This window comes from Candidatus Kinetoplastibacterium oncopeltii TCC290E (assembly GCF_000340865.1).
GTDB lineage: Bacteria > Pseudomonadota > Gammaproteobacteria > Burkholderiales > Burkholderiaceae_B > Kinetoplastidibacterium > Kinetoplastidibacterium stringomonadis.
This window is the reverse complement of the sequence record NC_020299.1, coordinates 705,565-730,116: the sequence shown is the minus strand read 5'-3', so window position 1 is coordinate 730,116 and position 24,552 is coordinate 705,565. Positions and strand designations below refer to the sequence as shown.

Sequence of the window (24,552 nt, the reverse complement as noted above, 5' to 3'; positions counted from 1 at the left end):
TTTTATGCCTTATATTTTCGGATATTGTTTGTGCCAGTTAGTAACATGTTGATAGTAATCAGACAAAGCTAATATTAATCCTTCATCAAAGTAATTTCCAATAATTTGTAATCCAATAGGAAGATTTTTATTATTATCGAATCCACAAGGTATGGACATTGCAGGCAGTCCTGATAAACTAGCGCCTAATGTATACATATCACCCAACCAGTCCAGGGTATTACTAGAGTCCTCTCCAATGTTTTTTGCAGTTTCTTGAGAAACTGGCCCCATTATTACATCACATTCATTTAATAATGCATTTTTGAAATCTTGAGCTATAATCCTTCTGGTACATTGAGCTTTTAAGTAAAAATCTTCATAATTCTCACTAGATAGCATATGAGCACCTAACAATATACGTCGTTTCACTTCTAAACCAAAACCTTCAGCTCTAGATCTTGTAATCATTTCATCTAAGGTTTTATAATTTTTTGTTCTGTGACCATAACGAACTCCATCAAATCTAGATAGGTTACTATAGGCTTCAGCTGAAGCTATTACATAATAAGTTGGTATTGTTAGCTCAGTGTATGGTAATGAAATTGTAACTATAGATGCTCCTAGATTTTCAAAATCATATATTGCTTTTGTCACTGATTTTAAAATTTCGCCAGAAAGATTATTTCCAAAAAATTCTTTAGGAAGTCCTATCCGTATACCTTTTAGAGGAAAGCTATTGTTTTTATTAAATCTATTAGCATGTTTATCAAAATCTGCACGTATTCTACCTGGCTGATTTGTTATATTGTTACATTTCTCCAAACAGGTAGCATCTTTACCATCGAATCCTGTTATTATGTCTAAAATATCTAATAAATTTCTACTATTATTTGCTATTATACCAGCCTGATCTAGGCTAGATGCAAATGCAATAATGCCGTATCTTGAAGTAGAACCATATGTTGGTTTTATCCCACTAACACCACATAACGCTGCTGGTAGTCTCACTGATCCACCAGTATCAGTAGCAGTAGCAGCTACTACCATTCTTGCAGCTATAGCTGCAGCAGAACCACCCGATGATCCACCGGGAACCTTTTTATAATTCCAAGGATTAGCAACTGGACCATATGCAGAGTTTTCATTTGTTGATCCCATAGCGAATTCATCACAATTTAATTTTCCCAATGATACTGCACCAGCATTGCTTAGTCTTTCTACAACGGTTGCATTAAATGGACTAAGATATCCTTTTAGCATTTTGCTGGCAGATGTTGTATACCAGTCTGTAGTAACAAAAACATCCTTATGGGCAATCGGGATGCCTGATAAAGGACTAATTAATCCATTTGAAATATCTTTATCTACTTTTTTTGCTTGGGATATAGTTGTTTCTGGTCTTATATCAAGGAAAGCATTTATACCAGCTAAAGATTCAATAGTATCTAAACAGCTTTTTGCTAATTCTACAGCACTTATATCACCTTTAATAATAGCTTTACGCAGAGATGATATTTCTTCAAATTGTGTGTGTAATGGTTGTTTTGTCATAATCTACTCAACTGTTTTAGGAACTAAGAACATGTTATCTTCAAATTGAGGAGCATTTGTAATAACCTTTTCCATAAAATTATCTAAACAGCCTACATCTCTATCATTTCTCAGAAACATAGAAATTTCTTCATGTATTGATACAGGATGCAAAAGAAGTTTACTATCTTTATTATTTACAGTTTTTATGCGTTCAATAATATTTAAACTCTCATTTAATTCATTAGCAGTATCAGCGCACTGTTCTTTACTAAGTTCGATTTTTGCTAATTTAGCAATATTCTCTATATCATGTTTATCAAGTGTCATAAAAGATTCTGTATGTGTTAAAATGTTAACTATGATCCGGTAGTTTGTTATTGTACCTGATAAAAGGCCACCTATTATAAAATCGATAATTATAGTTTACTCATTTTGGGTTAGACAATAATTAATTTTTTTGAATTTTAACAGTAATAGGTTTTTTTTAAATATTTTTTAATAAGCTAGATATCAATGTTTGGATTTCTACGTAGTTATTTCTCTAGTGATATGGCAATTGATCTTGGTACTGCTAATACTCTTATTTATGTAAGAGGAAAAGGTATTGTACTTGATGAGCCATCAGTTGTTGCTATTCGTCATGATGGTGGACCTCATGGAAAAAAAATTATTCAAGCTGTTGGTCATGAGGCTAAACAGATGTTGGGGAGAGTGCCTGGTAATATGGAGGCTATAAGACCAATGAAGGATGGAGTTATAGCAGACTTTACTGTTACTGAACAGATGTTGAAGCAATTTATTCGTATGGTTCACCCACGCAACATGTTAGCACCTAGTCCTAGAATTATAGTTTGTGTGCCGTGTGGTTCCACACAGGTAGAGAGACGGGCTATTCGTGAATCAGCTCTTGGAGCAGGGGCTTCTCATGTTTACCTTATAGAAGAACCAATGGCAGCAGCTATTGGAGCCGGTTTATCTGTTTCTGATGCTAGTGGATCTATGGTAGTTGACATAGGTGGTGGAACTACAGAGGTTGCTATAATTTCCTTAGGTGGCATGGTATATAAAGGTTCTGTAAGAGTTGGTGGAGATAAGTTTGATGAATCTATCGTTAATTATATTAGACGTAATTACGGCATGTTAATTGGCGAGCCAACAGCGGAATTAATAAAAAAACATATAGGATCTGCTTTCCCTGGTTCTGATATAAAAGAAATTGAGGTTAAAGGTAGAAATTTGGCAGAAGGAGTGCCTCGTAGTTTTACTGTATCTTCTAACGAAATACTAGAATCGTTGACAGATCCATTAAATCAGATTGTATCTGCAGTCAAAATAGCACTTGAACAAACACCGCCAGAGTTAGGTGCTGACATAACTGATAAAGGAATTTCTCTTACAGGAGGAGGCGCCTTGTTGAGGGACCTTGATCGTTTGCTTCAAGAAGAGACAGGATTGCCTGTAGTTGTAGCACAAGATCCATTAACTTGTGTTGTACGCGGTTGTGGTGAAGCTTTAGAACATCTTGAAAAGCTAGGATCAATTTTTATAAATGATTAATATTTGTAATTCATAGTGTACTTATTGTTTTATTGAGGAAACATGAAATCCCATGATGTTCCTACTCTTTTTAGACAAAGGCTATCTTTAGAGTTAAGGTTGTTGTTTCTGATGATATTTGCTTCATTGCTTTTAATGGTAGATAGTCATTATAGTTTTATTGAGCCATTTCGTAGAGTAGTAGCGGTTGCTATATATCCATTCCAGAGGATTGTAGTTGCGCCAAGAGATGTTGTTATTCAGTTTAATTCTTACATTAATGCAGCTAGTATTATAAGAAAAGAAAATGAATTTTTGCAAAGACAACGAATCGAATTAGCTCAGGTTACGACACGTATGGCTCAATTGCTTGTAGAAAATAATCAGTTGCGTAATTTGTTAGGAATAAAAGAGAATATTCAACAACCTTCTGTAGTAGTGGAAATACTTTACGATACCGTAAATTCTTTTAATAGGCGTTTAGTTTTTAATAAAGGCAGCAATTCTGGAATATTGCCTGGAATGCCTGTTATAAACGAATCTGGTGTTGTTGGTCAAATTATACGAGTTACACCAATGACTTCTGAAGTAGCTCTTATATCTGATAGTTGTATTGCTATACCTGTCCAGATAAGTAGAAATGGTATGAGACTAATATCTTTCGGTGCAGAATCTGGAAAAATAGAAGTTCGTTATTTGCTGGATAATGTGGATATCAGAGAAGGTGATAAATTAATTACTAGCGGAATCGGTGGAATATTTCCAGCTGGGTTGCCCGTTGCCGAAATTACTAAAATAGAAATTGATAAATCAACAGGTTATCATAGGGCTGTATCTGATAACCTAGCTCAACATGAAAGATATCGTCATTTCATAGTGCTTCAGGTTGACTTAAGGAATATTACCGAGTAATTATTAGAGGTATTAGGTGAATATTAATAAGAAATACCGAAATATAGGCATACCAACAAACGTTGATAATACCAAAATAATGGAGCCTATAGAATCACAATTTATATACCTTACGATAACTGTTTCTTGGATTATCTCTTTGTTGCCTTGTAAACTTTTTCTGGAGCTTCCAATTGTTGTTATCTCCTTTTGGTGTATTTATGAATCTTCTAAAATAGGATTATTGACAGCATTTTTCTTTAGTATATTAATTGATGTGCAACAGTCTTTAATTATGGGTAGTAGTGCTTTGGAATATTTATTGATAGCATACTTTTCACTTTTTCTACATAGAAGACTATTATGTTTTGATATATTTAGCCAATCATTGCATTTGCTTCCAATATTTTTCTTTTCTAAGCTAATAAAAAGTTTGTTCATTGCCTGGATTAATGGTTATTGGATTGGTTGGTTATTAATATTAGACACGTTGATTGTTGCTATTATATGGCCAATTATAGGATCGGTCTTACTAAAATATAAACGTCTTCAGACAGAATCTGATATGTCGTAGACCATTGATTTTAAAATATTTATGATAGATGTTAATAATTCGAATCAACAAAGGAATAAATTTTATACTAGAGTTCTAATAGGTTATGCATTTGCAATTTTTTGTTTCTTCTTGCTATTTTGTAGATTATGGGTACTACAGATTAGTCGACATGATGGTTTATCAAAAAGTGCTGATAAAAATCGTATAGCTATAGTTCCGATACCTTCAAAAAGAGGTGAGATTTTTGATCGTAACGGTGAAGTGCTAGCTTGTAATAGTTACACTTATAAAATAGATATAATTCCAGCTATAGCTGGAAATTTAAAAGATATTCTGGAAAAACTAGAACCAATAATGTGCTTTAACCAAAATGATATAAGAAATCTAAAGAAAAAAATATCAGAAACAAATGGTTATAAACCTATAACCATTTGTAATAAATTAGACGCTTATAAAGCTTCTTGGTTTGCTGCTCATTATTTTAATTTCCCTGGTTTAGAGTTAAAAGCTAGATTGTTGAGAGAATATCCTAATAAAGATTTAGCTGCTCATGTATTAGGCTATGTTGGGAAAATATCTGATAAGGAACTGGAAAACTTAGAAAAAACAGGCAAAATAGGTAACTATAGAGGGTCAGATTTAATAGGAAAAAAAGGAATTGAAAAAGTATACGAGGAAATTTTACATGGTCGTGCTGGTTTAGATGAGTTGGAAATTACCGTTACTGGTAGACCTGTACGTAAAATAAGATCTATTGATCCCATCGCAGGTTCTGATATTTTTTTATCTATTGATATTAAGTTACAGAAAATAGCTGAAGAAGTCTTTGGCGATAGAAAAGGTAGTTTAGTAGCCATTAATCCTAGTAATGGTGAAGTTCTTGCCTTAGTGTCAAAACCATCTTTTAATCCAAATTTATTTGTTGATGGAATAGATCCAGAAAGTTGGAATTATCTAAACAATTCCTTAGATTGCCCACTAATAAATAGGGCATTACATGGGACATATCCAATTGGATCTACCTATAAACCATTCATTGCTTTAGCTGCTTTAGAGCTTGGTAAGAAAAAAGCATCAGATGAGATATTTGATCCAGGATATTTTGAATTTAAAGGACATAGATTCAGAAACCCTGGCAGCGTAGCATACGGTATAGTAAATATGAACAAGGCTATTGTTGTTTCATCTGATACTTATTTTTACTCTTTAGGATTAGATATTGATGTTGATATACTTCATGATTTTGTAAAACAATTTGGATTCGGTCAGATAACTGGTATTGACTTGGATGGAGAAAAAAGAGGAATATTGCCATCAACTGATTGGAAATATAATAGATATAAAGATAAAAAACTTCAAAAATGGTATACAGGAGATACCATATCTTTGATGGTTGGCCAAGGATATAATTCATTTACTATTTTACAGCTTGCTCAAGCAACTGCAACATTGGCAAATGATGGGATATACAGAAAACCTCATATAGCAATCAAAATGAGAAATTGCCAAGATGATTTTGTAAAAATTGCCATTGATGATAGTATAAATATTCCACTCAAGAGAGATAATATTAGTTTTATAAAAAATGCAATGATAGAAGTTGCTCATTTTGGCACAGCAAAAAAATCATTCCAAAGTGCTCCATATCTAGTTGCAGGAAAAACAGGAACAGCACAGGTGTATAGTTTAAAAGGTGGAAGATATTGCACAGACAATATTAATGAAAATCTTAGAGACCATGCTATGTTTATTGGTTTTGCCCCAGCAGATAACCCAAAAATTGCAGTTTCTATAATTGTAGAAAATGCGGGATGGGGATCTAAAGAAGCAGCACCAATAGCTCGTAAAATTTTTGATTATTGGTTATTGCAACAAAAATACAATGATCGATAAGATATAGATCTATTTTGTATAAGGAAATATTAAGGTTGAAAAATTTTCATATTTTTGTATTACGCAAGATAATTAGTTGTGTAGATTTTTATTTATTACTGATATTAATAGCTTTCATGGCAATTGATATGGCTGTTATATATTCTGCTGCTGGTTATTCTAGTTATCGTTTTCTGGGACAATTTGATCATTTTTTATTCTCTTTGTTTGTAATGTTATTAATAGCACTTATGCCTACTTATTTGCTAAGAAATTTTTCTATACCTTTTTATGTATTAGGTATTGTTTTACTTTTATGTGTGGAATTTTTTGGTGAAACAGTTAAGGGTGCAACTCGTTGGTTAAGTTTAGGTTTTATTCGTATTCAACCATCAGAAATTCTAAAAATTGCTTTACCAATGATGTTATCTTATTTTTTTGATGTGCAAGATAAAGATCATTTAACTTTTAAAATTTTTTTAATAGCTATTTTAATTTTAATAGTTCCTTGTTTGTTAATATTAATACAACCTGATTTAGGAACGGCTTTATTAGTATTTGGAGCTGGTATTTCTGTAATTTATTTTGCTGGGTTGTCATTTAAGATAATATTTCCTATATTTTTAACTTTTGTTCTTGTCATATCATGTCTTTTATATTATGAAGATGTTCTATGTAAAGATGGAGTTAGTTGGATATTTTTGCATGATTATCAGAAAAATAGAATTTGTACTTTGTTAAATCCAAGCTCTGATCCTCTTGGAAGAGGTTTCCATACTATACAATCCATTATTGCTATTGGATCTGGAGGATTATATGGCAAAGGTTATATGTTAGGAACACAAACACATTTGGATTTTATACCAGAACGCAGTACGGATTTTATTTTTGCTGTTTTCGCCGAAGAATTTGGATTATATGGTTGTGTTTTTCTGTTGATTTTATATAGTCTTTTGATTTTTAGAGGCTTGCTGATTTCTATGCAAGCAAATTCTCAATTTTCTAGATTATTAGCAGGGTCTATAACTATGATGATTTTCATATATGTATTTGTCAATATTGGAATGGTTACCGGCATATTACCAGTAGTAGGTGTTCCTCTACCTTTCATGAGTTATGGAGGATCTGCTCTATTAACTATGTGTGTAGCATGTGGAATATTAATGAATATAGGAAAAGTCATAGATAAATAAAAATGTAAAAAGGGCATAACTATAAAAATAGTCATACCCTTCCTTTTATAATGATAAACTTATTTCATTTATTAGGTATTTTTACGCCCAATTTATCTGCTAATTGATATATATTTTCCCAAATTGAATGCTCAAACTCTACAGAATCTTTGTTTTTAGATCTATTTATAGCTTCAAATTCTCCTGGGTACTGTACTTTTTCGATTCCAGGTTGAGGAGGGCATGAATGAAGATATTCCAAATATGCATTAGTCTCCTCTTTAATCCATTCGCTATTAGAATTTACCTTATTAGGATCTATTACTATTGCGAACATATTATTCATAGCAGCCCCACGTCTAGGATTATTAGGCTGTATAGTACCGCCTCCAGTAAGTATACCAGCTAATAATTCAGCTACTAGACCCAAAGCATAACCTTTATGAGCTCCAAAAGGTAATAAAGAACCAGGAGGATTAGTAAAAAGAGCATTAGGATCATTTGTTGGATTTCCAGATGCATCTATTAATGATCCAAAGTCTGCTTTCATACCTTTGGTAGCAAGAACCCTAGCTTTATTTATAGCCATAGAACTTGTTGCCATATCTACTACCAATGAAGGATACTTATCAGATAATGGTATAGAGAAACACAAAGGATTAGTTGTCATTCGCGCTTCTTTACCACCATATGGAGCTACAGTTGGTTCTCTATTTATTACATTTGTAAAAGCAATAAAGATCATTCCAGCCTTTGAAACAATCTCTCCATAGAACCCCATACGTCCAAGATGATGTGCATTTCTTAATGTAAATGTACATTGACCGTATTTTTGGGTGTTTTCTATAGCTTTTTGCACAACGACCTTGCCAACATGTTGTCCAAAACCCCTGCAACCATCAAATCCTAAAAATGTACCTTGATCGTTTATTAACTCTGGTCTGCCATCTGGATTCAAAAATCCTTTAGACAGTACTTTATAGTAAGTAGGTAATATTGATAATCCGTGACTAGTATATCCCACCTGATCAGAGCTAACTAGATGTTGTGCAACATCTAGTGCTATATCAGTAGGAACACCTTGTGCTATCAATATATCCTTGCCAAAATTAATAGCTTGGTTGATATTAAGTTTCATAATGTTCTTACTAATTACCTTTTATAGACAACCTAACCAACGCCAGTAGGTCATGCTGAATAATACCATTAATAAATAACCGACTACGGTTAATACTATACCAACTTTCGCAAATTGTTTTGCATTAAAAGTTTCAGTACCCATACAGATCATATTTTGAGGTGCATTTACAGGTAGAATAAATCCAAAACTTATTACAAAACCTAACAGCATAGTTATGCCGGCTCTATTAATATCACCAGGCATTGTGTTCAGCATAGATATTATTATTGGTAATAAAGCTGAAGCTAAAGCTGTAGCACTAGCGAATCCAAGGTGTATTATTATCAAGAATGCAGCCAATACCGCAAATATTCCAACAGAACCAAGTTGATCTATTCCAGTATTTAAAACTACCTTGTTTCCCAACCATTGACCTGCATGTGTTGTTAGTAAAGCAGATCCAAGGCTGACGCCAATTCCGAATACTATAACAGTTCCCCAAGGAATACGTGACTGCACATCTTTCCAAGACATAACTCCGAATCCTGGTAAAATCAGTAAAACCAAACCTATATATGTTGTTGATGTTGTATCAAAACTATGTATTTTGCCTTCAGTCGCCCAAAAGAATAATAGCAGCATAGATATCGCTAATAATTTCTTTTGTTGAGCAGGCATTGGTCCTAGTTCTAACAGAGATTTTTCTACTGCTTCTTTACCAACTTTTATTCCATCTGGTTCAGGAGGCAACATTTTTAAAACTAATGCGATCAAAAATACTGACATTAATGCTGACCATGGAGCACCGGCAAGAAACCAGTCTGACCATGCTACATTTTCTCCTAGCATTTTATTCATAAAGCCAGCAGTCAACAAATTTTGAGCTGATGCTGTTTTTATTCCAATATTCCATATACCGGTGCCTTGAGCAACAACTATCATTATACCAGCAGCTATGTTAGAACGTTTGTTCAAACCAAATGATGTAATTATACCCATCATAATAGGAACAACAGCAGCACTGCGAGCAGTGGCACTTGGTACTGCTAAGCTCAGTATTATTGTAACAGCTATACAACCTATCATTATGCTTTTTGTGCTAGTTCCAACTTTTGACAATGTAAATAGAGCTATACGTTTGTCAAGACCAGTAAAAGTCATAGCAGCAGCAATAAACAAAGCTCCCCAAACTAATGCTAATGCAGAGTTAGAAAATCCTGATAGTGCTAATCCCATTGCAGAGGCAGTCCCGAAAGCCACATTCGGATTATCTATCGATGGAGATGTTCCAATTAAAAATGCCATTAAAACTGTGATCATAATGGCACTTGCTTCATAAGAAACTGCTTCTGTAACCCATACGACTACAGCAAAGGCCAATATTGCCAGCATTCGGTGTCCAGCCAAAGGCAGATCACCAGATAGTGGCAGAAAAAGTACCCCAACGAGAGCAAGTATTCCAAATAACAAACCTTTTGGAATGCGACTCGCGACAGCTGGGGTAGGAGGATATAATTTTGACTTCACCATTCTCACTCTCCAATTCAGCTATACAAAAAAATAAGATTAAACCTATACTATATTACTTATTTACACTAATTATCAATTTTTTATTTTATTATTAAATCTATTCTTAATAAATCATAGTTCCTACACCTTGATCAGTTAGTAACTCAAGTAGTAGACAATGTGGCACACGACCGTCAATTATATGAACGGAGTTTACTCCATTCCTTGTAGCTTCTAACGAAGATGATATTTTTGGTATCATCCCCCCAGAGATTGTACCATCAGCAAATAATTTATCTATAGATTGTGATGATAATGAACGTAATAATTGTCCTTTTTTATCCAACACACCAGGTATATTTGTCATCATAACAAGTTTCTCTGCTTTAAGTATCTCGGCAATTTTACCTGCTACTATATCAGCATTTATGTTGTATGCTTCGTTGTCTTCACCATAACCAATTGAAGAAATAACCGGTATAAATTGATCATCCTGAAGGGCTATAACAATTGAAGGATCTATGGAAAGAACCTCTCCAACAAATCCAATATCTATTAGTTCTGAGGGATTATTAATACTTGGTATAAGTTTTTTTTTGGCTTTTATCATAGCCCCGTCTTTTCCTGTTAACCCTACAGCTTTTCCACCAAATTCATTTATCATCATAACAATATCTTGTTGTACTTGGCCACCTAAAACCCATTCTACAATTTCCATTGTTTCACTATCTGTAATTCTCATTCCCTGAATAAATATAGATTTTTTGCCAACCCTGTTTAATGCTGCATCGATTTGTGGTCCTCCGCCGTGAATTACCACTGGATTCAATCCAACTAATTTTAATAGTACTAAATCATGAGCTACAGTTCTTTGCAGGTTATAATCTGTCATTGCATTACCACCATATTTAATCACAATGGTTTTGCCATGGAATTTTCTTATGTATGGCAGAGCCTCTGAAAGAACTGTTGCTTTTATATCTGGAGAGATTTTATTATCTATAATATTGAGGGTGTTGGTCATGATAACTTTGTTTTGTTGATTGTACAGGTTGTCATCTTAATCTTTTTAAATTTTCTTAAAAGTTTCCAACTTCACTCTATAATAACTAGTGACTATTTAACAACCAAATTATCTAATTTTTAGAAATATTAGTTGCTTTTTTGTCTATATATTCAAACAATTTTATCACTTGTTTAACACCATACATGTTAGCTGCTATTATTGCAGCTTCATTTCCTTCATTTTTAGTAACTAGTCCCATTAAAAATACTGTTCCTTTATCAATAATAATTGATATCGCTCCTGATTGTACATTTTTATTATTTATTAATGCTGCTTTTATTTTAGAATAGATCCATTTTTCACAAGAGATATTAATAAAAGTTGGAATACATTCCAACTTTATTTGGTTTATTATTGATTCTATATTGTTGACAGAATTTGCTATTCTATTAATATCAGAGATATAAGTAATATCATCAACTTCTCCAGTCAATAGAACTCTTCGATTGTATGATTTAACTAAAATTCGAGCTTGATTTTTATCCTTTAAATAATTGTAAATACCTCTTTTAATTTTTAGCTCGATGATTTTATCTTCAAGTTGTGCTCCAGCGGTTCTTCTATCTAACATTATTGACATGGTGGCTATAGCAGTTCCTCCTAACAATACGGGAGTACAACCAGATAATATTGCAGCAATGATCAATATTAATATAAAATTTTTCATTTTTAGGTATTTAAATGTGATTTTTTATTTATTTGAGATATTTGTGCTTATTTTATTGCACCCTTCTAACTTTTAATTGTACATAATCAAATATGAATAAGACAAATTTTTTAAAAAATATGAATTTTACTTTTGCTATAGAGCAAATTGCTGCACAAGATTGGCCTATATCTACTCTTTATATAGTAGCAACCCCTATTGGAAATTTAGCCGATATAAGTCTTAGGGCTATTTATTCTTTATCTGTAGTTGATTTGATTGCTGCAGAGGATACTAGGGTCAGTCATAATCTATTAAGTTTTTATGGAATAGAAAATAAATTAATTACAGCGCATAGGCACAATGAATTAGAAGCATCTAATAAAATTTGTGAATATTTAAATTTAGGTAAAAGAGTTGCTTTGGTATCAGATGCTGGCACTCCTGGTATAAGTGATCCAGGATCTAGGATTATATCAAAAGTTAGATCTCATGGTTATAGGATTATACCAATTCCAGGTGCTAGTTCTGTTACTACTGCTCTTATGGGAAGTGGAGTTACTACAGATGAGAATCCATCATATGCTTTCGCTGGTTTTGTTCCATCTAAACAAAATCAAAGATTGTTTTGGTTTAAAGAATGGAGTAACAAAACATTTCCAGTAATAATGTTCGAATCTTCTCACAGAATAATAGATAGTTTAGAGGATTTGAGAAAAATATGTGGTAGTGGAAGATTTCTGACAATAGCAAAGGAACTTACTAAAAAATTCGAAAAAATAGATACAATTCCTATTGGAGAAACGTCCAAATTAAAGTTAAATAACTTGCAATATTTTAAAGGTGAGTTTGTTATTATTCTTCATAGTGATGAACTTAAGGATTTAGAAACAGACAGATTAATAAATATTGATTCGTTTATGGAAATCTTGCTTGATTGTATGCCTTTATCTGAGGCCGTTAGAGTTATATCCAAAACAACTGGCATATCAAGAAAATTTTTATATAATAAGGCTATTTCATTTAAGGCCGATATATGAATATCCTTATAGAAGAAATAGATTATATGTTTTACTGTTTTTTAAGTATCATAGATAATATAAATTGTTATATTTTGAATGTCCTAAGACTCGTAAATGATCAAAATTGATATTGGTCAACCAAATCAATGATTTATAAAAAAATAGATGATTTTTACTTACCTTTAAGGTTAATTTAATTGTACAATTTTTAAAAAATTGTTGTTGTAATTTATAAAAAGGCTTTCTTATATAGAAAGTATAATTTTATTTATAATTAAAACCATGTTTTATGGTTATTGCTACGAATACAGTATTATTCCAGATAATCTATTAATTTATACACAAAATAAAATTAACAGTTGATTAATCATGAATATTATTCATATAGTTTTTTGTTAAATTAAATAGATTTAAAAGTTTTTAAGCATTACCATGTTGATTTTTATGTTGTGATACTAGCCTTATATATTAAGAACATAGCATTAAATTCTTTTGCTTATCAAAAATGATTTCCAATCATAAAGATTCAGTATTTTTTTAAAATTTCTTTCAACTAAATATAAATTTCTTGGTTTATCAATATAAAAATGTCCTTAGCATTACTGCTATTAAATTTTATTAATTCAAAAATAACACATATAAATTTAATTATTGTTGCTTAAAATTGCAATAGTTTGTCGTTCTATAAAATCTCCAAAGGTGTCTATGCCACGCATTTGTAGAATTGTATTTCTTACTGCAGCCTCAACTATAACTGCTAGATTTCTTCCAGCAGCAACTTGTATTGTGACAGACCTTATGGGTACTCCAAGAATATTTTTAGTAACTCCTTTTTGCAAAGGTAGTCTTTCAAAAACATCATTGTTAGATTGTTTCATCAAATCAACTACAAGTTTTAATCTCATTTTGTGGCGAACTGCGATTTCTCCAAATATTGTTCTTATGTCTAATAACCCTAACCCTCTAACTTCCAGTAGATTTTGTAATAATGTTGGACATTTTCCTTCTACAATACTTGGGGCTACCTGAAATAATTCTACAACATCATCTGCTATCAACACGTGGCCTCTCGATATGAGCTCAAGTGCTAACTCGCTTTTTCCAAGACCTGATTTACCAGTAATGAGTACCCCAATTCCGAATACATCCAGAAATACACCGTGAATTATTTCAATAGGGGCTAGTTTTTTACTAATATACACTCTAAGAATATCTATTAGTTTTGCTGCATCTATGTGAGTTGATAATAGAGGTATATTATATTGACTGCAGTTATTAATTAAAACTTGGGGGGCTTGTAGGTTATTTGCTATCAAAATAGCTGGAGATTTACCATTATATAATTCTTTTATATAATTTATTTGTCTGCTTTTTTCAAGACGGATATAGTAATCCATCTCTTCCAATCCAAAAATTTGTATTCTAGACGGGTGAATAAGGTTCAAGTGTCCGACAATATTAGCAGAAGAGGTATCTTCATCTGAAATTAATCGGTTAGAGGATGACTGTCCTGCTATCCATTGAAACTTGATTTTATCATTATTATCCTGAACTAATTCTTGTAATGTTGGTAGCATGCCTAAATATTTTATTAAATGTTATTGCCAATGAAAATACCTATTAAATATAAACTTGTCATATATTTAATCAAATAAAAAATAGAAAATCTTTGCTAATTATTAGTTAAATAATAGATTTAATAATTACTAAAAGGTATTTTTCTTTTTCTTTTTCTTTTAGTTTAACCAATTGTCTATCAACTTTTTCTGCTAAATTGTCGATTGCATCGTATAAATTAGTGTCAGATGATTTGCAATGTAATATAGTTTTACTTATGTGTCTAATGTTTATTTCGATGTTATGTTGTGAATGCTCTATGTATACAGAAACACTTATGTGAAGCTCTTTATCAATTCTAAGTAGAGTAGTATTATTTAATTTTTTTGATATGTATTCATGCATTGCTGCTGTTATCTCTACATTGCGACCTATGATATTTAGATCCATAACATTCTCCTATTTGTTCTAATGGGAAATATTATTTTATGCTTAATAAAGGATAGAGACAATGTCTACATGTTAAATTTTTTATTATATATGATTGCCTAACTAATTTATCAGATAAAATTTTTCATAGATTAAGCTAGATATAAATCAACTTTCATTTATTATATATGCTCATAACATATTTTTAAAAGCTGTTAATTTTGACAAAAGCTTTTGATATTACACTTAATAAAATATTACCATCAGAAAGTTCTTAGTTGCCATAACTAGGCAATCATGCATACATGCTTAGATTTCAGCCTATACAAAGCTCAAGTGTAATTAGAGGTTAGATTGGCCTGATATTTGTCCACTAGTATATTCAATATTTTCCAATTATCTTATAACAACCTTTTACTGATATTATAGGGTCATTATTCAATTTAAATGATATTTTTCAATTAACCCAGTTTCAACCATAGGGTTCTTACTGTCAGATGACGTGATACCTTTGTTTAATATTTTATGTCTTAGTCAATTTTTATAAGATATTTTTTTTGTTAATGTTTATTTTGTATTGCAATGTTGTTTAGTTATCATTAGTTTTATAATAATTATCCCTTATATATCAAATAACTATTGTTAAGCTAGTCAAAGTTGTAGAATTATATTATATATCAATGGTTTTTTATCAGTTATATGAGGAGTTATTTATTCAGTTCTTATAAATTTCATGGTTCTATAAATACTTTTTTATAATTACTATGTGATATTTATAGTTTTGTTGTTCTATTTTGTGTAATTGGTTTATCTGTTTTTCATAGAAAAGGGATTTTGATGGGTTATTTTGACGTAGTCGATCTTTCCAGATTTCAATTTGCTGCTACAGCTTTTTACCATTTTATTTTTGTTCCATTAACGCTTGGCTTGTCTGTTTTGCTTGCGATTATGGAAAGTGTTTATGTAATAACTGGCAAAGATATATGGAAGCGTATCACAATATTCTGGGGTACTTTATTTGGCATTAATTTCGCTTTAGGTGTTGCAACTGGTGTTGTGATGGAATTCCAATTTGGTATGAATTGGTCTTACTATAGTCACTATGTTGGAGATATTTTCGGAGCTCCTTTAGCACTTGAAGGTTTATCAGCTTTCTTCTTGGAAGCCACGTTTGTTGGTTTATTCTTTTTTGGTTGGGATCGTCTATCAAGAGTAGGTCACTTAATAGTTACATGGCTAGTAGCTTTCGGTACTAATTTATCTGCTTTATGGATTTTAGTGGCTAATGCTTGGATGCAGAATCCAGTAGGTGCTTCTTTTAATCCAGATACAATGAGAATGGAAATGGAAAGTTTTTTTTCTGTTCTTCTTAGCGAAACTGCACAGAGTAAGTTTTTACATACAGTCAGTGCTGGATATATAACTGGTGCTATTTTTGTTTGTGGAATTAGTTCTTGGTATTTGCTTAAAGGTCGCAATTTGGAAATTGCAAAAAGGTCATTGTCGGTTGCTGTAGCATTTGGGTTTTTCGGATCACTTTCTTCTATAGTATTAGGTGATGAGAGCGGTTATCTAGCTTCTAGTCATCAAAAAATGAAAATTGCAGCTATAGAGTCAATGTGGGAAACTGAACCAGCTCCTGCTTCCTTTAACTTGTTAGCTATCCCTAATCAAAAAGAACGCAAAAATGATTTCGAGATTAAAATACCATATGTTATGGGTATAATAGGAACTCGTTCTCTTGATAAAGAAATATCAGGTATTAATGATCTTGTTGATAATGCTAAAGTTGAAATTTTAAGAGGTATTATTGCTTTCGATGCTTTAGAGAAGATCAGATCTAATTCTGAAGATAAAGAAGCCAGAGAGTTATTTAATAAAAATTGGAAATCTTTAGGTTATGCATTACTAGTTAAGCGTTATCAATCTGATTTAAGCAAGGCAACTTCTGATGATATTGCTAAAGCAGCTTTGGATACTATACCAGGAAATGTTACTGCTTTGTTCTATTGTTTTAGAATCATGGTAGCCCTTGGGTTCTATTTTGCAATTCTTTTTGCTACTTCTTTATGGTTATCAATGAAGAAAGGTTTGCATAATTATAAATATTTACTAAAAGTATTCTTGTTTAGTATACCTCTACCATGGATCGCGTTAGAATGTGGCTGGTTTGTTGCCGAGTATGGAAGACAGCCGTGGGTTATAGAGGGAGTGCTTCCTACTTATTACGCAGCTTCAGGTTTGTCTTTGTTAGATTTATCAATTAGTCTTGGCATTTTCTTATCTATCTATACCACGTTATTTATAGTAGGTTTCAGATTAATGTTAGCAGCTATTAGAAAAGGTCCAGATTTTGAAGAAAATAATATTGACCGACATAGTCTTTTTTCAAAAGATAATTAATAATATTTATTGAGATCATCATGGAATCTTTTATTTTTTTAGAATATTCTACCTTAAGGTTCTTATGGTGGATATTTTTGGGAGCATTGCTTGTTGGTTTTGCTGTTACTGATGGGTTTGACCTAGGTGTAGCAGTTTTATTACCTTTAGTTGCTAAAAGTGATAACGAGAGAAGGGTATTAATAAATTCTATTGGTCCTATTTGGGAAGGTAATCAAGTTTGGCTAATCACAGCTGGTGGGGCTATTTTTGCTGCCTGGCCTTTGATATATGCTGCATCTTTCTCAGGTTTTTACTTAGCTATGTTGTTGGTATTAGTTGCGCTAATTATAAGACCGGTTGGATTTAAATATCGTAGCAAACTAGACTCTAGCTCATGGCGCAGTACCTGGGATTATTTATTATGTTTCTCAGGAGTTGTAGCTTCTTTAGTATTTGGCGTAGCTATGGGTAACATAATTCTAGGTGTTCCAATTGGTTTCGATCATATTAGCTTAAGAGTGTCTTATCATGGTAGTTTTTTTGAACTATTCAGACCTTTTACTTTAGTTACGGGAGTTCTTAGTGTAGTGATGCTTGCTATGCATGGTGCAAATTTCTTAGTACTGAAGACAGAAGGTATTTTGCAAGAAAGATCTATGTTTTATGGGAAAATATTCTCATTGTTAACAGCAGCGATTTTTATAGCTGCTGGATTTTTTGTAAAAAATATCGATGGTCAAATAATAACAAGCACTATTAACTATAATGGTGCTTCTAATCCATTATTAAAGGCGATTGAATTACAACAAGGAGCATGGTTATTAAATTATGAAAAATGGCCTATAGCTTGTATGGCACCTATATTTGGTATATTGGGACCTATAGTATCGTTTATATCTATTAAAAAACAATATCATATTTCAGCATTTATTGGATCAAGTGTTGGTATTGCTGCTATTATTGTCACTGTAGGAGTTTCTTTATTTCCTTTTCTTATGCCTTCTTCTTTTGGAAGCTATAGCAGTGGATTGACAGTTTGGGATTCCTCTTCAAGTCATTTGACTCTTTGGGTTATGTTTTTGTCGACTATTTTATTTTTACCTATAGTTATCGCTTATACTGCTTTTGTATACAAGGTAATGAGAGGGAAAGTTAATGATAAATCCGTTGCTGAGTCTCATAATTCTTATTAGTTTTTAATATTGGAGGTTTAAAATGTGGTATTTTTCCTGGATTTTAGGGTTGGGTTTTGCTGCAGCCTTTAGTATTATTAGCGGGATACTTTTTGAATATAAGAATAATTCGAATAATGCTGATTAATTTTAATGAGTAAAAGCAATATGCTTAGTAAATCTGGCAAGATTTGGCTTGGAAAGCTTGTTGCTTTTGCTAAATTTCATTTGATAATTGCTATTTTATTGCCATTACTTGGTAGTATTTTACTGATTTTTCAATTATGGATATTATCGAATATATTAAATTCTGTTTTTATTGACCATGTCAATAGAGATTATTTGATATATCCTATTTCTTTGTTTGCTTTTTTAGTAATTATGCGTGCTACTATTGCATACGTACAAGAATTATATGCTATAAAAGCATCTGAGACTATAAAAGCAAATATAAGAAAAATATTGTACGAGAACCTATTTGCAAATGGTCATATGTGGACTAGAAGTCAAGTTTCTGGAGCTATTGCTAGCAGCATAGTTGAACAGGTAGAGCTTTTGGATGGCTACTTTCGCAAGTATTTACCCATATCTGTTAGTGCAGCAATTATTCCTATATCTTTTTCAATTTTGATATTTTATTTCGATAAAATTATAGGTATGATACTATTTATAAGTGTCCCACTTATACCATTATTTATGGCATTGATTGGTTACGGTGCAGAGCGTGCCAGCAGTAAATATCTGGATTCTTTTTCATGGCTTTCTGGTTTTTTTGCTGATAGGCTAAGAGGGTTAATGACATTAAAGTTATATGGTTGTGAAGAAAGAGAGCTTGACTCAGTAATAAAAGCAAGTAATGATCTTAAAGATCGTACATTGTCGGTTTTGAGAATTGCATTTTTATCATCTGCTGTTTTAGAATTTTTTTCTGCTATGGGTGTTGCCTGTATTGCTGTATATGTTGGTCTAACTTTTCTAAATTTTATTCATATAGGAAAAGATCAAATTAATCTGCAGCTAGGTTTATTTTTTTTATTGATAGCTCCAGAAGTTTATAATCCTTTAAGACAAATGGCTTTGTACTATCATGATAGAGCATCAGCTCATGCAGCGGTAAATAAAATTGAAGAATTATTTAATGGATTGCCAGATCTTGATGGTTCGATGACCGATGATATTAAAATTCATAAAAAGACTATTAATGAATTTACTATAGACACTTCAATATTAATATCTGCCAGAAATTTAGAAATAAAAGATTTTAATTCTAATAAAAACATAGTTAATAAATTGAGCTTTAATATTCTTAGATTCGATCATATTGCTTTGACAGGAGTTAGTGGCATTGGAAAGACATCTTTATTAGAGTCTATGGTAAGATTAAGACCTTATGATGGTCAAATTATCTTTGAGGGCTATGATCTTATTAATTTGGATGAAAATATTTTGAGGAAAAAGACTTTTCTTGCAAGTCAGCGTCCTTATATATTTCAAGATAGTGTATTAGAAAATATTAAAATAGCAAAACCTGAAGCTTCTCGTACTGAGATATTAGAAGCAGTTAGGCTGTCTTTAGTGTCTGATTTCATTGAAAATCTTCCTAATGGTTTGGATACTATATTAGGCAAAGAAGGAGTTGGAATTTCTAGGGGACAGATTCAAAGAGTCAGTTTAGCACGCCTATTTCTCAGAAATCCGGACTTTATATTGTTAGATGAGCCTACTGCTCATTTAGATCAAGATACAGAAAAAAGACTTTTTAAAAACATAATTGATTTTTCACAAAATAAAACTTTAGTTTTAATTACACATTCGCCATTTATATACAAAAAAATGCCTATAATTTGGCATTTGGATGATGGCAAGATTAATAATAGTTTATGAAAACACTATTCAATCTTTTACGTTCTCTATATTTAAACAATAAGCTCTATTTGTGTCTTTCTATTTTTTTATTATTGATTACAACCATATCTGGAATTATTTTATTAGGAATCTCTGGATGGTTATTAACTGGAGCTTATATAGTTGATATAGGAGCCATCTTCAATCTTTTTATGCCTTCTGCCATTATAAGAATACTATCATTAATGAAGGTTATATTTCGTTACGCAGAGAAATTAATAGGGCATACTGCTATTTTTAAATTATTATCAGATCTTCGTGGTTTTGTATTTGAATCAATGATCAAATTAAATCCTAAGGAGCTATCTAAATATCGTAATGGAGATTTAGTATCAAGGATAACTAGTGATGTTGATATATTAGATGTGGTGTTTTTGTTATTTTTAGAACCATTTATTGTGATAATTTTATTAGCTTGCTTGTTTTATCTATTTCTTCATTGGTTTATGCCTATAAATTCCTTAATTATAGTAATTGTTTCATTTATTTCTATTGTTTTTGTTCCTTCATTATTAATAAAATTTTCTAAAAATAATGGAATGTATATCCAGCAGTATTCTTCTAATATCAGAGAATTTATTTTAGAAATGATAGATTCGCATATTGATATAACAATTATGCAGTTACAAGAAGCAAAAAAAAAGGAATTTAATTATGTTTGCTCCTGTATATCTAATTATAAAAAAAAGCAATCTATTATAGCTGCTACTGGACAGTATGCGTTATCTATTATATCTGGATTTGGGATAGTATTAATTATTTACTTCGATATAGGTTATTTTGAAGAAAATAAGATTGAGGCTCCTTTGCTAATAGGCATCTTATTAGCATCTTTCGGTTTATTCGAAATGTTTTCTTCCCTAGTAAAAGGATCTTCTTGCTTAGGTTCTTCTATCAAAGGTGCTGAAAGAATTAGTACTATTATTAATACAAAGAATAGTATAAATGATGTGGATGACCCCATTAATTTACCAAAATACGGAGAAATAATATATAACAATGTTGATTTCTCTTATATTAATTCAATATCAAATGATGAATCATCTGTATTGCGCAATATAAATCTAAAAATAAGTATTGGAGAACATGTTGCTATTATAGGGCCAAGCGGATCAGGAAAATCTACCTTGCTTAGCTTATTGCTCCGTTTGGAGGATGTTTCTAATGGCTCTATTAGTTTTGGAGGCTATGATATAAGGAGATGCAAACAATCAGATTTGCATAACAGAATAGCTTTTTTGAGTCATGATCCAGCTATATTTCTAGGAACTATAAGAAGCAATATAATTTTAGGTAATCAATCAGCATCTAATGATCTAATATTTGAAATACTTCATTTAGTTAAATTATGGGATTTTGTTAGAAATTTGCCTTATGGACTGGATACTTTCATTAATGAGACAGGATCTAATCTTTCAGTCGGCCAAGCTCGTAGATTATGTTTGGCTAGAGCATTAATATCACCAGCTTCTGTTTTAGTTTTTGACGAACCAACATCTGGATTAGATAAGGTATTAGAACGGGAATTTTTCAGAGATTTGAGGTTGGCAGTAGGTAAAAATCGTAGTGTATTAATGGCAACACATGCTGATGTCTTGCCTTATGATGATATAAAATCGTATAAGTTAAAAAAAGGTCATCTCTTGTTAGATGACTAGATATTCTATAAAAATTAAAAAAACCCCATTATCTATAAATATATAATAGTAGATAATGAGGGAATTATCTTGGTTCTTAAAGGAATAAATTATAGGCAGGATTGTTTGTCTCATCCCAATAGGGGTAGGATAATTCTGTTAAGAATTCTTTAAAAAGTTTCCTATCTTTATTTGGAACTTGAATTCCTATCAATATTTGTCCGTAGTCAGCACCATGATTTCTATAATGAAAAAGACTAATATTCCATTCAGGATTCATTGTGTTTAGAAAACTCATAAGTGCTCCAGGTCGTTCTGGAAATTCAAATCTATATAACATTTCATTATCACTAAGATTTGATTTCCCACCAACCATATGTCTAAGATGACTTTTTGCCATTTCATCATATGTAAGATCTAGAACATTGAATTTATTGTTGCGAAATGTTTCTGCTAAATTATTTGCTTCATTCGATGAGGATATTTGCAGTCCTACAAATACGTGTGCCTTGTTTGCATCTGATATTCGGTAGTTGAATTCTGTAACGTTACGCTTATCAATTAGTTGACAGAAATTCTTAAAGCTTCCACGTTGCTCAGGTATTGTAACTGCGAATACTGCTTCGCGCATTTCCCCAACATCAGCTCTCTCTGCTACAAATCTAAGTCTATCAAAATTCATGTTTGCACCACATGATATAGCAATTAAGTTTTTCCCTTTAATATTTTTTTCTATTACATATTGTTTAGCTGCTGCTACTGACATTGCACCAGCTGGTTCTAAGACCACTCTAGTTTCTTGAAAAACATCTTTTATTGCTGCGCAAATTGCGTCTGTATTAACAACAATAAACTCATCTACATATTGTTTAGTTAGTTTGAATGTCTCGGTACCTACAAGTTTTACTGCTGTTCCATCTGAGAACAGACCAACATCCTTCAGATGTATACGTTTCCCAGCTTTTATACTACGTAACATTGCATCAGAGTCAGATGTTTGAACTCCAATTATTTTTATTTCTGGCCTCAATTGTTTTATATATGCAGCAACACCTGATATTAAACCACCACCACCCACAGCTATAAATATAGCTTCTATAGGATCAGGGTGCTGTCGCAGTATTTCCATACCAACAGTGCCTTGTCCAGCAATTACATCTGGATCATCAAAAGGATGTACAAAAGTTAGTTTCTCTTCTTTTTCTAGAAGCAATGCATGATTATATGCATCCGTATAGCTTTCCCCAGCTAGCACAACTTCTCCTCCTAGACGACGTACGGCATCTATTTTTAACTTAGGACTGGTAGTAGGCATTACAATTACAGCTCTACATCCTAATCTTGTTGCAGAAAGGGCTACACCTTGAGCATGATTACCAGCAGATGCTGCTATTACTCCATGACTTAGTGCTTCTTTCGACAGGTTAGCCATCTTATTATAGGCTCCCCTTAATTTAAAGCTAAAAACTGCTTGAGTATCTTCTCTTTTTAATAGTAAGTTATTAGATATCCTTTTACTTAGAAGAGGAGTTGGGTCTAATTTAGTTTCTATTGCTACATCGTAAACTTTAGATGTTAGAATGCGTTTTAAATAATCTATGGGCATATTAATAAGTTTTGTTAATAAATATTGTTAATCTTAGTTTTTTTTATCGATAAATTTAATTTTGAAATATATTGTTTTAGTATTAATGATATCCTTTTATTTGTAAATCCTTTTTCCGAAAAGTATAGAGCCTAGCCTTAATTCGGTAGAACCTTCTTCAATCGCAATTTCAAAATCGTTACTCATACCCATGGAAAGTTTTTTCAAATTAACTCCAGGTATTTTTTGCTCATTTACTTTTTCCTTTAATTTACGTAGTAAACTAAAGCAATTTCTTATGATTCTATGATCTTTTGAATTTTCTGCAACAGTCATTAGACCTACAATTTCTAAAAATTTATATTCTTCGGAGACTTTGATTATAAAATCTATTAATTTATCAGGATCTAAACCATATTTTTGTGGTTCTGAAGAAGTTTTTACCTGAACTAATGTTTTTAATGATTTTTTTTCTGATTTGAGATACTTATTTAGTACAAAAGCTAGATCTAATCTATCTAGCGATTCTAATTCATCTATGTAATTAATAGCTTCTTTTACCTTATTAGTCTGTAAATTTCCTATCATTATCCATCTGATATCTTTATTAAACTGTTTATATTTTTCACGAATTTCTTGTATCCTGCTTTCTCCAAAAGAAGTAAAGCCAAATTTAATAATTGATTTTATGTATCTATTATCAAAATTTTTACTAACAGGTAGTATATTAATTTCATCTGGGTCACGTCCTGATCTAATGCAAACATCTGTAATAAGTTGTTTGACGTAATTTATTCTATCCGCAATACCATCAAACTCATTCATATATATTCCATTGAGTATTAATGTAAATTTAATTCTAGACGCTTACTAGTTTGTAATATTTGCATTTTCTTATTTTAACTGAATTATAAAAATTTGATATAATATGAAAAATTGTAAAATACAATTATCACAAATTTTTTGTGACGTAAATT

The 24,552-nt window shown here is 31.6% G+C and carries 21 protein-coding genes; 11 read left to right on the top strand and 10 right to left on the bottom strand.

All coding sequences use genetic code 11. From position 1 onward, the window contains the following. Positions 1-9: 9 nt before the first annotated feature. On the bottom strand, positions 10-1,533 hold the full coding sequence (gatA, locus tag CONE_RS03310; RefSeq protein WP_015397324.1) for an Asp-tRNA(Asn)/Glu-tRNA(Gln) amidotransferase subunit GatA: 1,524 nt from the start codon (positions 1,531-1,533) through the stop codon (positions 10-12). Between the two features lie 3 nt (positions 1,534-1,536). Next, entirely contained in the window at positions 1,537-1,842 is a 306-nt protein-coding gene (gene gatC / locus CONE_RS03305) for an Asp-tRNA(Asn)/Glu-tRNA(Gln) amidotransferase subunit GatC (RefSeq protein ID WP_015397323.1), read from the bottom strand. Between the two features lie 186 nt (positions 1,843-2,028). On the opposite strand from gatC, the gene CONE_RS03300 reads away from it, so the two are divergent. Genes CONE_RS03300 through rodA form a run of 5 tightly spaced genes read left to right on the top strand, consistent with a single transcriptional unit; the run spans position 2,029 to position 7,563 of the window. After that, a complete protein-coding gene (locus CONE_RS03300) occupies positions 2,029-3,072 on the top strand; it encodes a rod shape-determining protein (RefSeq protein ID WP_015389849.1) in 1,044 nt (347 codons plus the stop codon). Positions 3,073-3,114: 42 nt separating this feature from the next. Further along, positions 3,115-3,963 (top strand): rod shape-determining protein MreC, encoded by an 849-nt coding sequence (mreC, locus tag CONE_RS03295; protein WP_015397322.1) that lies wholly within the window; start codon positions 3,115-3,117, stop codon positions 3,961-3,963. A 16-nt stretch (positions 3,964-3,979) separates the two neighbouring features. Further along, positions 3,980-4,516 (top strand): rod shape-determining protein MreD, encoded by a 537-nt coding sequence (mreD, locus tag CONE_RS03290; RefSeq protein ID WP_015397321.1) that lies wholly within the window; start codon positions 3,980-3,982, stop codon positions 4,514-4,516. A gap of 21 nt (positions 4,517-4,537) precedes the next feature. Then, the gene (gene mrdA, locus CONE_RS03285; RefSeq protein ID WP_015397320.1) at positions 4,538-6,391 is read left to right on the top strand and encodes a penicillin-binding protein 2; all 1,854 of its coding nucleotides are present in this window, start codon (positions 4,538-4,540) and stop codon (positions 6,389-6,391) included. 35 nt (positions 6,392-6,426) lie between these two features. Continuing rightward, the gene (gene rodA, locus CONE_RS03280; RefSeq protein ID WP_041862215.1) at positions 6,427-7,563 is read left to right on the top strand and encodes a rod shape-determining protein RodA; all 1,137 of its coding nucleotides are present in this window, start codon (positions 6,427-6,429) and stop codon (positions 7,561-7,563) included. 64 nt (positions 7,564-7,627) lie between these two features. Here rodA and CONE_RS03275 read toward each other — a convergent pair whose 3' ends face one another. The 4 genes from CONE_RS03275 to CONE_RS03260 all read right to left on the bottom strand — a co-directional run bounded on the left by CONE_RS03275 (position 7,628) and on the right by CONE_RS03260 (position 11,904). Continuing rightward, complete coding sequence (locus CONE_RS03275) at positions 7,628-8,680, bottom strand: Ldh family oxidoreductase (RefSeq protein ID WP_015397318.1); 1,053 nt, start codon at positions 8,678-8,680, stop codon at positions 7,628-7,630. Positions 8,681-8,701: 21 nt separating this feature from the next. After that, the gene (locus tag CONE_RS03270; RefSeq protein WP_015397317.1) at positions 8,702-10,192 is read right to left on the bottom strand and encodes a DASS family sodium-coupled anion symporter; all 1,491 of its coding nucleotides are present in this window, start codon (positions 10,190-10,192) and stop codon (positions 8,702-8,704) included. Between the two features lie 103 nt (positions 10,193-10,295). Continuing rightward, the gene (argB, locus tag CONE_RS03265) at positions 10,296-11,195 is read right to left on the bottom strand and encodes an acetylglutamate kinase (RefSeq protein WP_015397316.1); all 900 of its coding nucleotides are present in this window, start codon (positions 11,193-11,195) and stop codon (positions 10,296-10,298) included. A gap of 112 nt (positions 11,196-11,307) precedes the next feature. Then, a complete protein-coding gene (locus tag CONE_RS03260; RefSeq protein ID WP_015397315.1) occupies positions 11,308-11,904 on the bottom strand; it encodes a BON domain-containing protein in 597 nt (198 codons plus the stop codon). Between the two features lie 92 nt (positions 11,905-11,996). Here CONE_RS03260 and rsmI point away from each other — a divergent pair, with 92 nt between their 5' ends. Continuing rightward, the gene (rsmI, locus tag CONE_RS03255; RefSeq protein ID WP_015397314.1) at positions 11,997-12,923 is read left to right on the top strand and encodes a 16S rRNA (cytidine(1402)-2'-O)-methyltransferase; all 927 of its coding nucleotides are present in this window, start codon (positions 11,997-11,999) and stop codon (positions 12,921-12,923) included. Between the two features lie 626 nt (positions 12,924-13,549). Here rsmI and hprK read toward each other — a convergent pair. Next, entirely contained in the window at positions 13,550-14,482 is a 933-nt protein-coding gene (hprK, locus tag CONE_RS03250) for an HPr(Ser) kinase/phosphatase (protein ID WP_015397313.1), read from the bottom strand. Between the two features lie 106 nt (positions 14,483-14,588). Beyond that, entirely contained in the window at positions 14,589-14,912 is a 324-nt protein-coding gene (gene hpf, locus CONE_RS03245) for a ribosome hibernation-promoting factor, HPF/YfiA family (protein ID WP_015397312.1), read from the bottom strand. A gap of 816 nt (positions 14,913-15,728) precedes the next feature. On the opposite strand from hpf, the gene CONE_RS03240 reads away from it, so the two are divergent. The 5 genes from CONE_RS03240 to CONE_RS03225 all read left to right on the top strand — a co-directional run bounded on the left by CONE_RS03240 (position 15,729) and on the right by CONE_RS03225 (position 22,011). After that, a complete protein-coding gene (locus CONE_RS03240; protein WP_015397311.1) occupies positions 15,729-17,294 on the top strand; it encodes a cytochrome ubiquinol oxidase subunit I in 1,566 nt (521 codons plus the stop codon). 20 nt (positions 17,295-17,314) lie between these two features. Continuing rightward, the gene (gene cydB / locus CONE_RS03235; RefSeq protein ID WP_015397310.1) at positions 17,315-18,469 is read left to right on the top strand and encodes a cytochrome d ubiquinol oxidase subunit II; all 1,155 of its coding nucleotides are present in this window, start codon (positions 17,315-17,317) and stop codon (positions 18,467-18,469) included. A 22-nt stretch (positions 18,470-18,491) separates the two neighbouring features. Then, complete coding sequence (gene cydX, locus CONE_RS03805) at positions 18,492-18,596, top strand: cytochrome bd-I oxidase subunit CydX (RefSeq protein ID WP_083864254.1); 105 nt, start codon at positions 18,492-18,494, stop codon at positions 18,594-18,596. 5 nt (positions 18,597-18,601) lie between these two features. Continuing rightward, entirely contained in the window at positions 18,602-20,332 is a 1,731-nt protein-coding gene (gene cydD / locus CONE_RS03230) for a thiol reductant ABC exporter subunit CydD (RefSeq protein WP_015397309.1), read from the top strand. Positions 20,333-20,406: 74 nt separating this feature from the next. After that, positions 20,407-22,011 (top strand): amino acid ABC transporter ATP-binding/permease protein, encoded by a 1,605-nt coding sequence (locus CONE_RS03225; RefSeq protein WP_235043359.1) that lies wholly within the window; start codon positions 20,407-20,409, stop codon positions 22,009-22,011. A 76-nt stretch (positions 22,012-22,087) separates the two neighbouring features. Here CONE_RS03225 and ilvA read toward each other — a convergent pair whose 3' ends face one another. Continuing rightward, on the bottom strand, positions 22,088-23,596 hold the full coding sequence (gene ilvA / locus CONE_RS03220) for a threonine ammonia-lyase, biosynthetic (RefSeq protein WP_015397307.1): 1,509 nt from the start codon (positions 23,594-23,596) through the stop codon (positions 22,088-22,090). A gap of 96 nt (positions 23,597-23,692) precedes the next feature. Next, positions 23,693-24,400, bottom strand: coding sequence for a YggS family pyridoxal phosphate-dependent enzyme (locus tag CONE_RS03215; protein ID WP_015397306.1), 708 nt, complete (start codon positions 24,398-24,400; stop codon positions 23,693-23,695). Between the last annotated feature and the right edge of the window lie 152 nt (positions 24,401-24,552).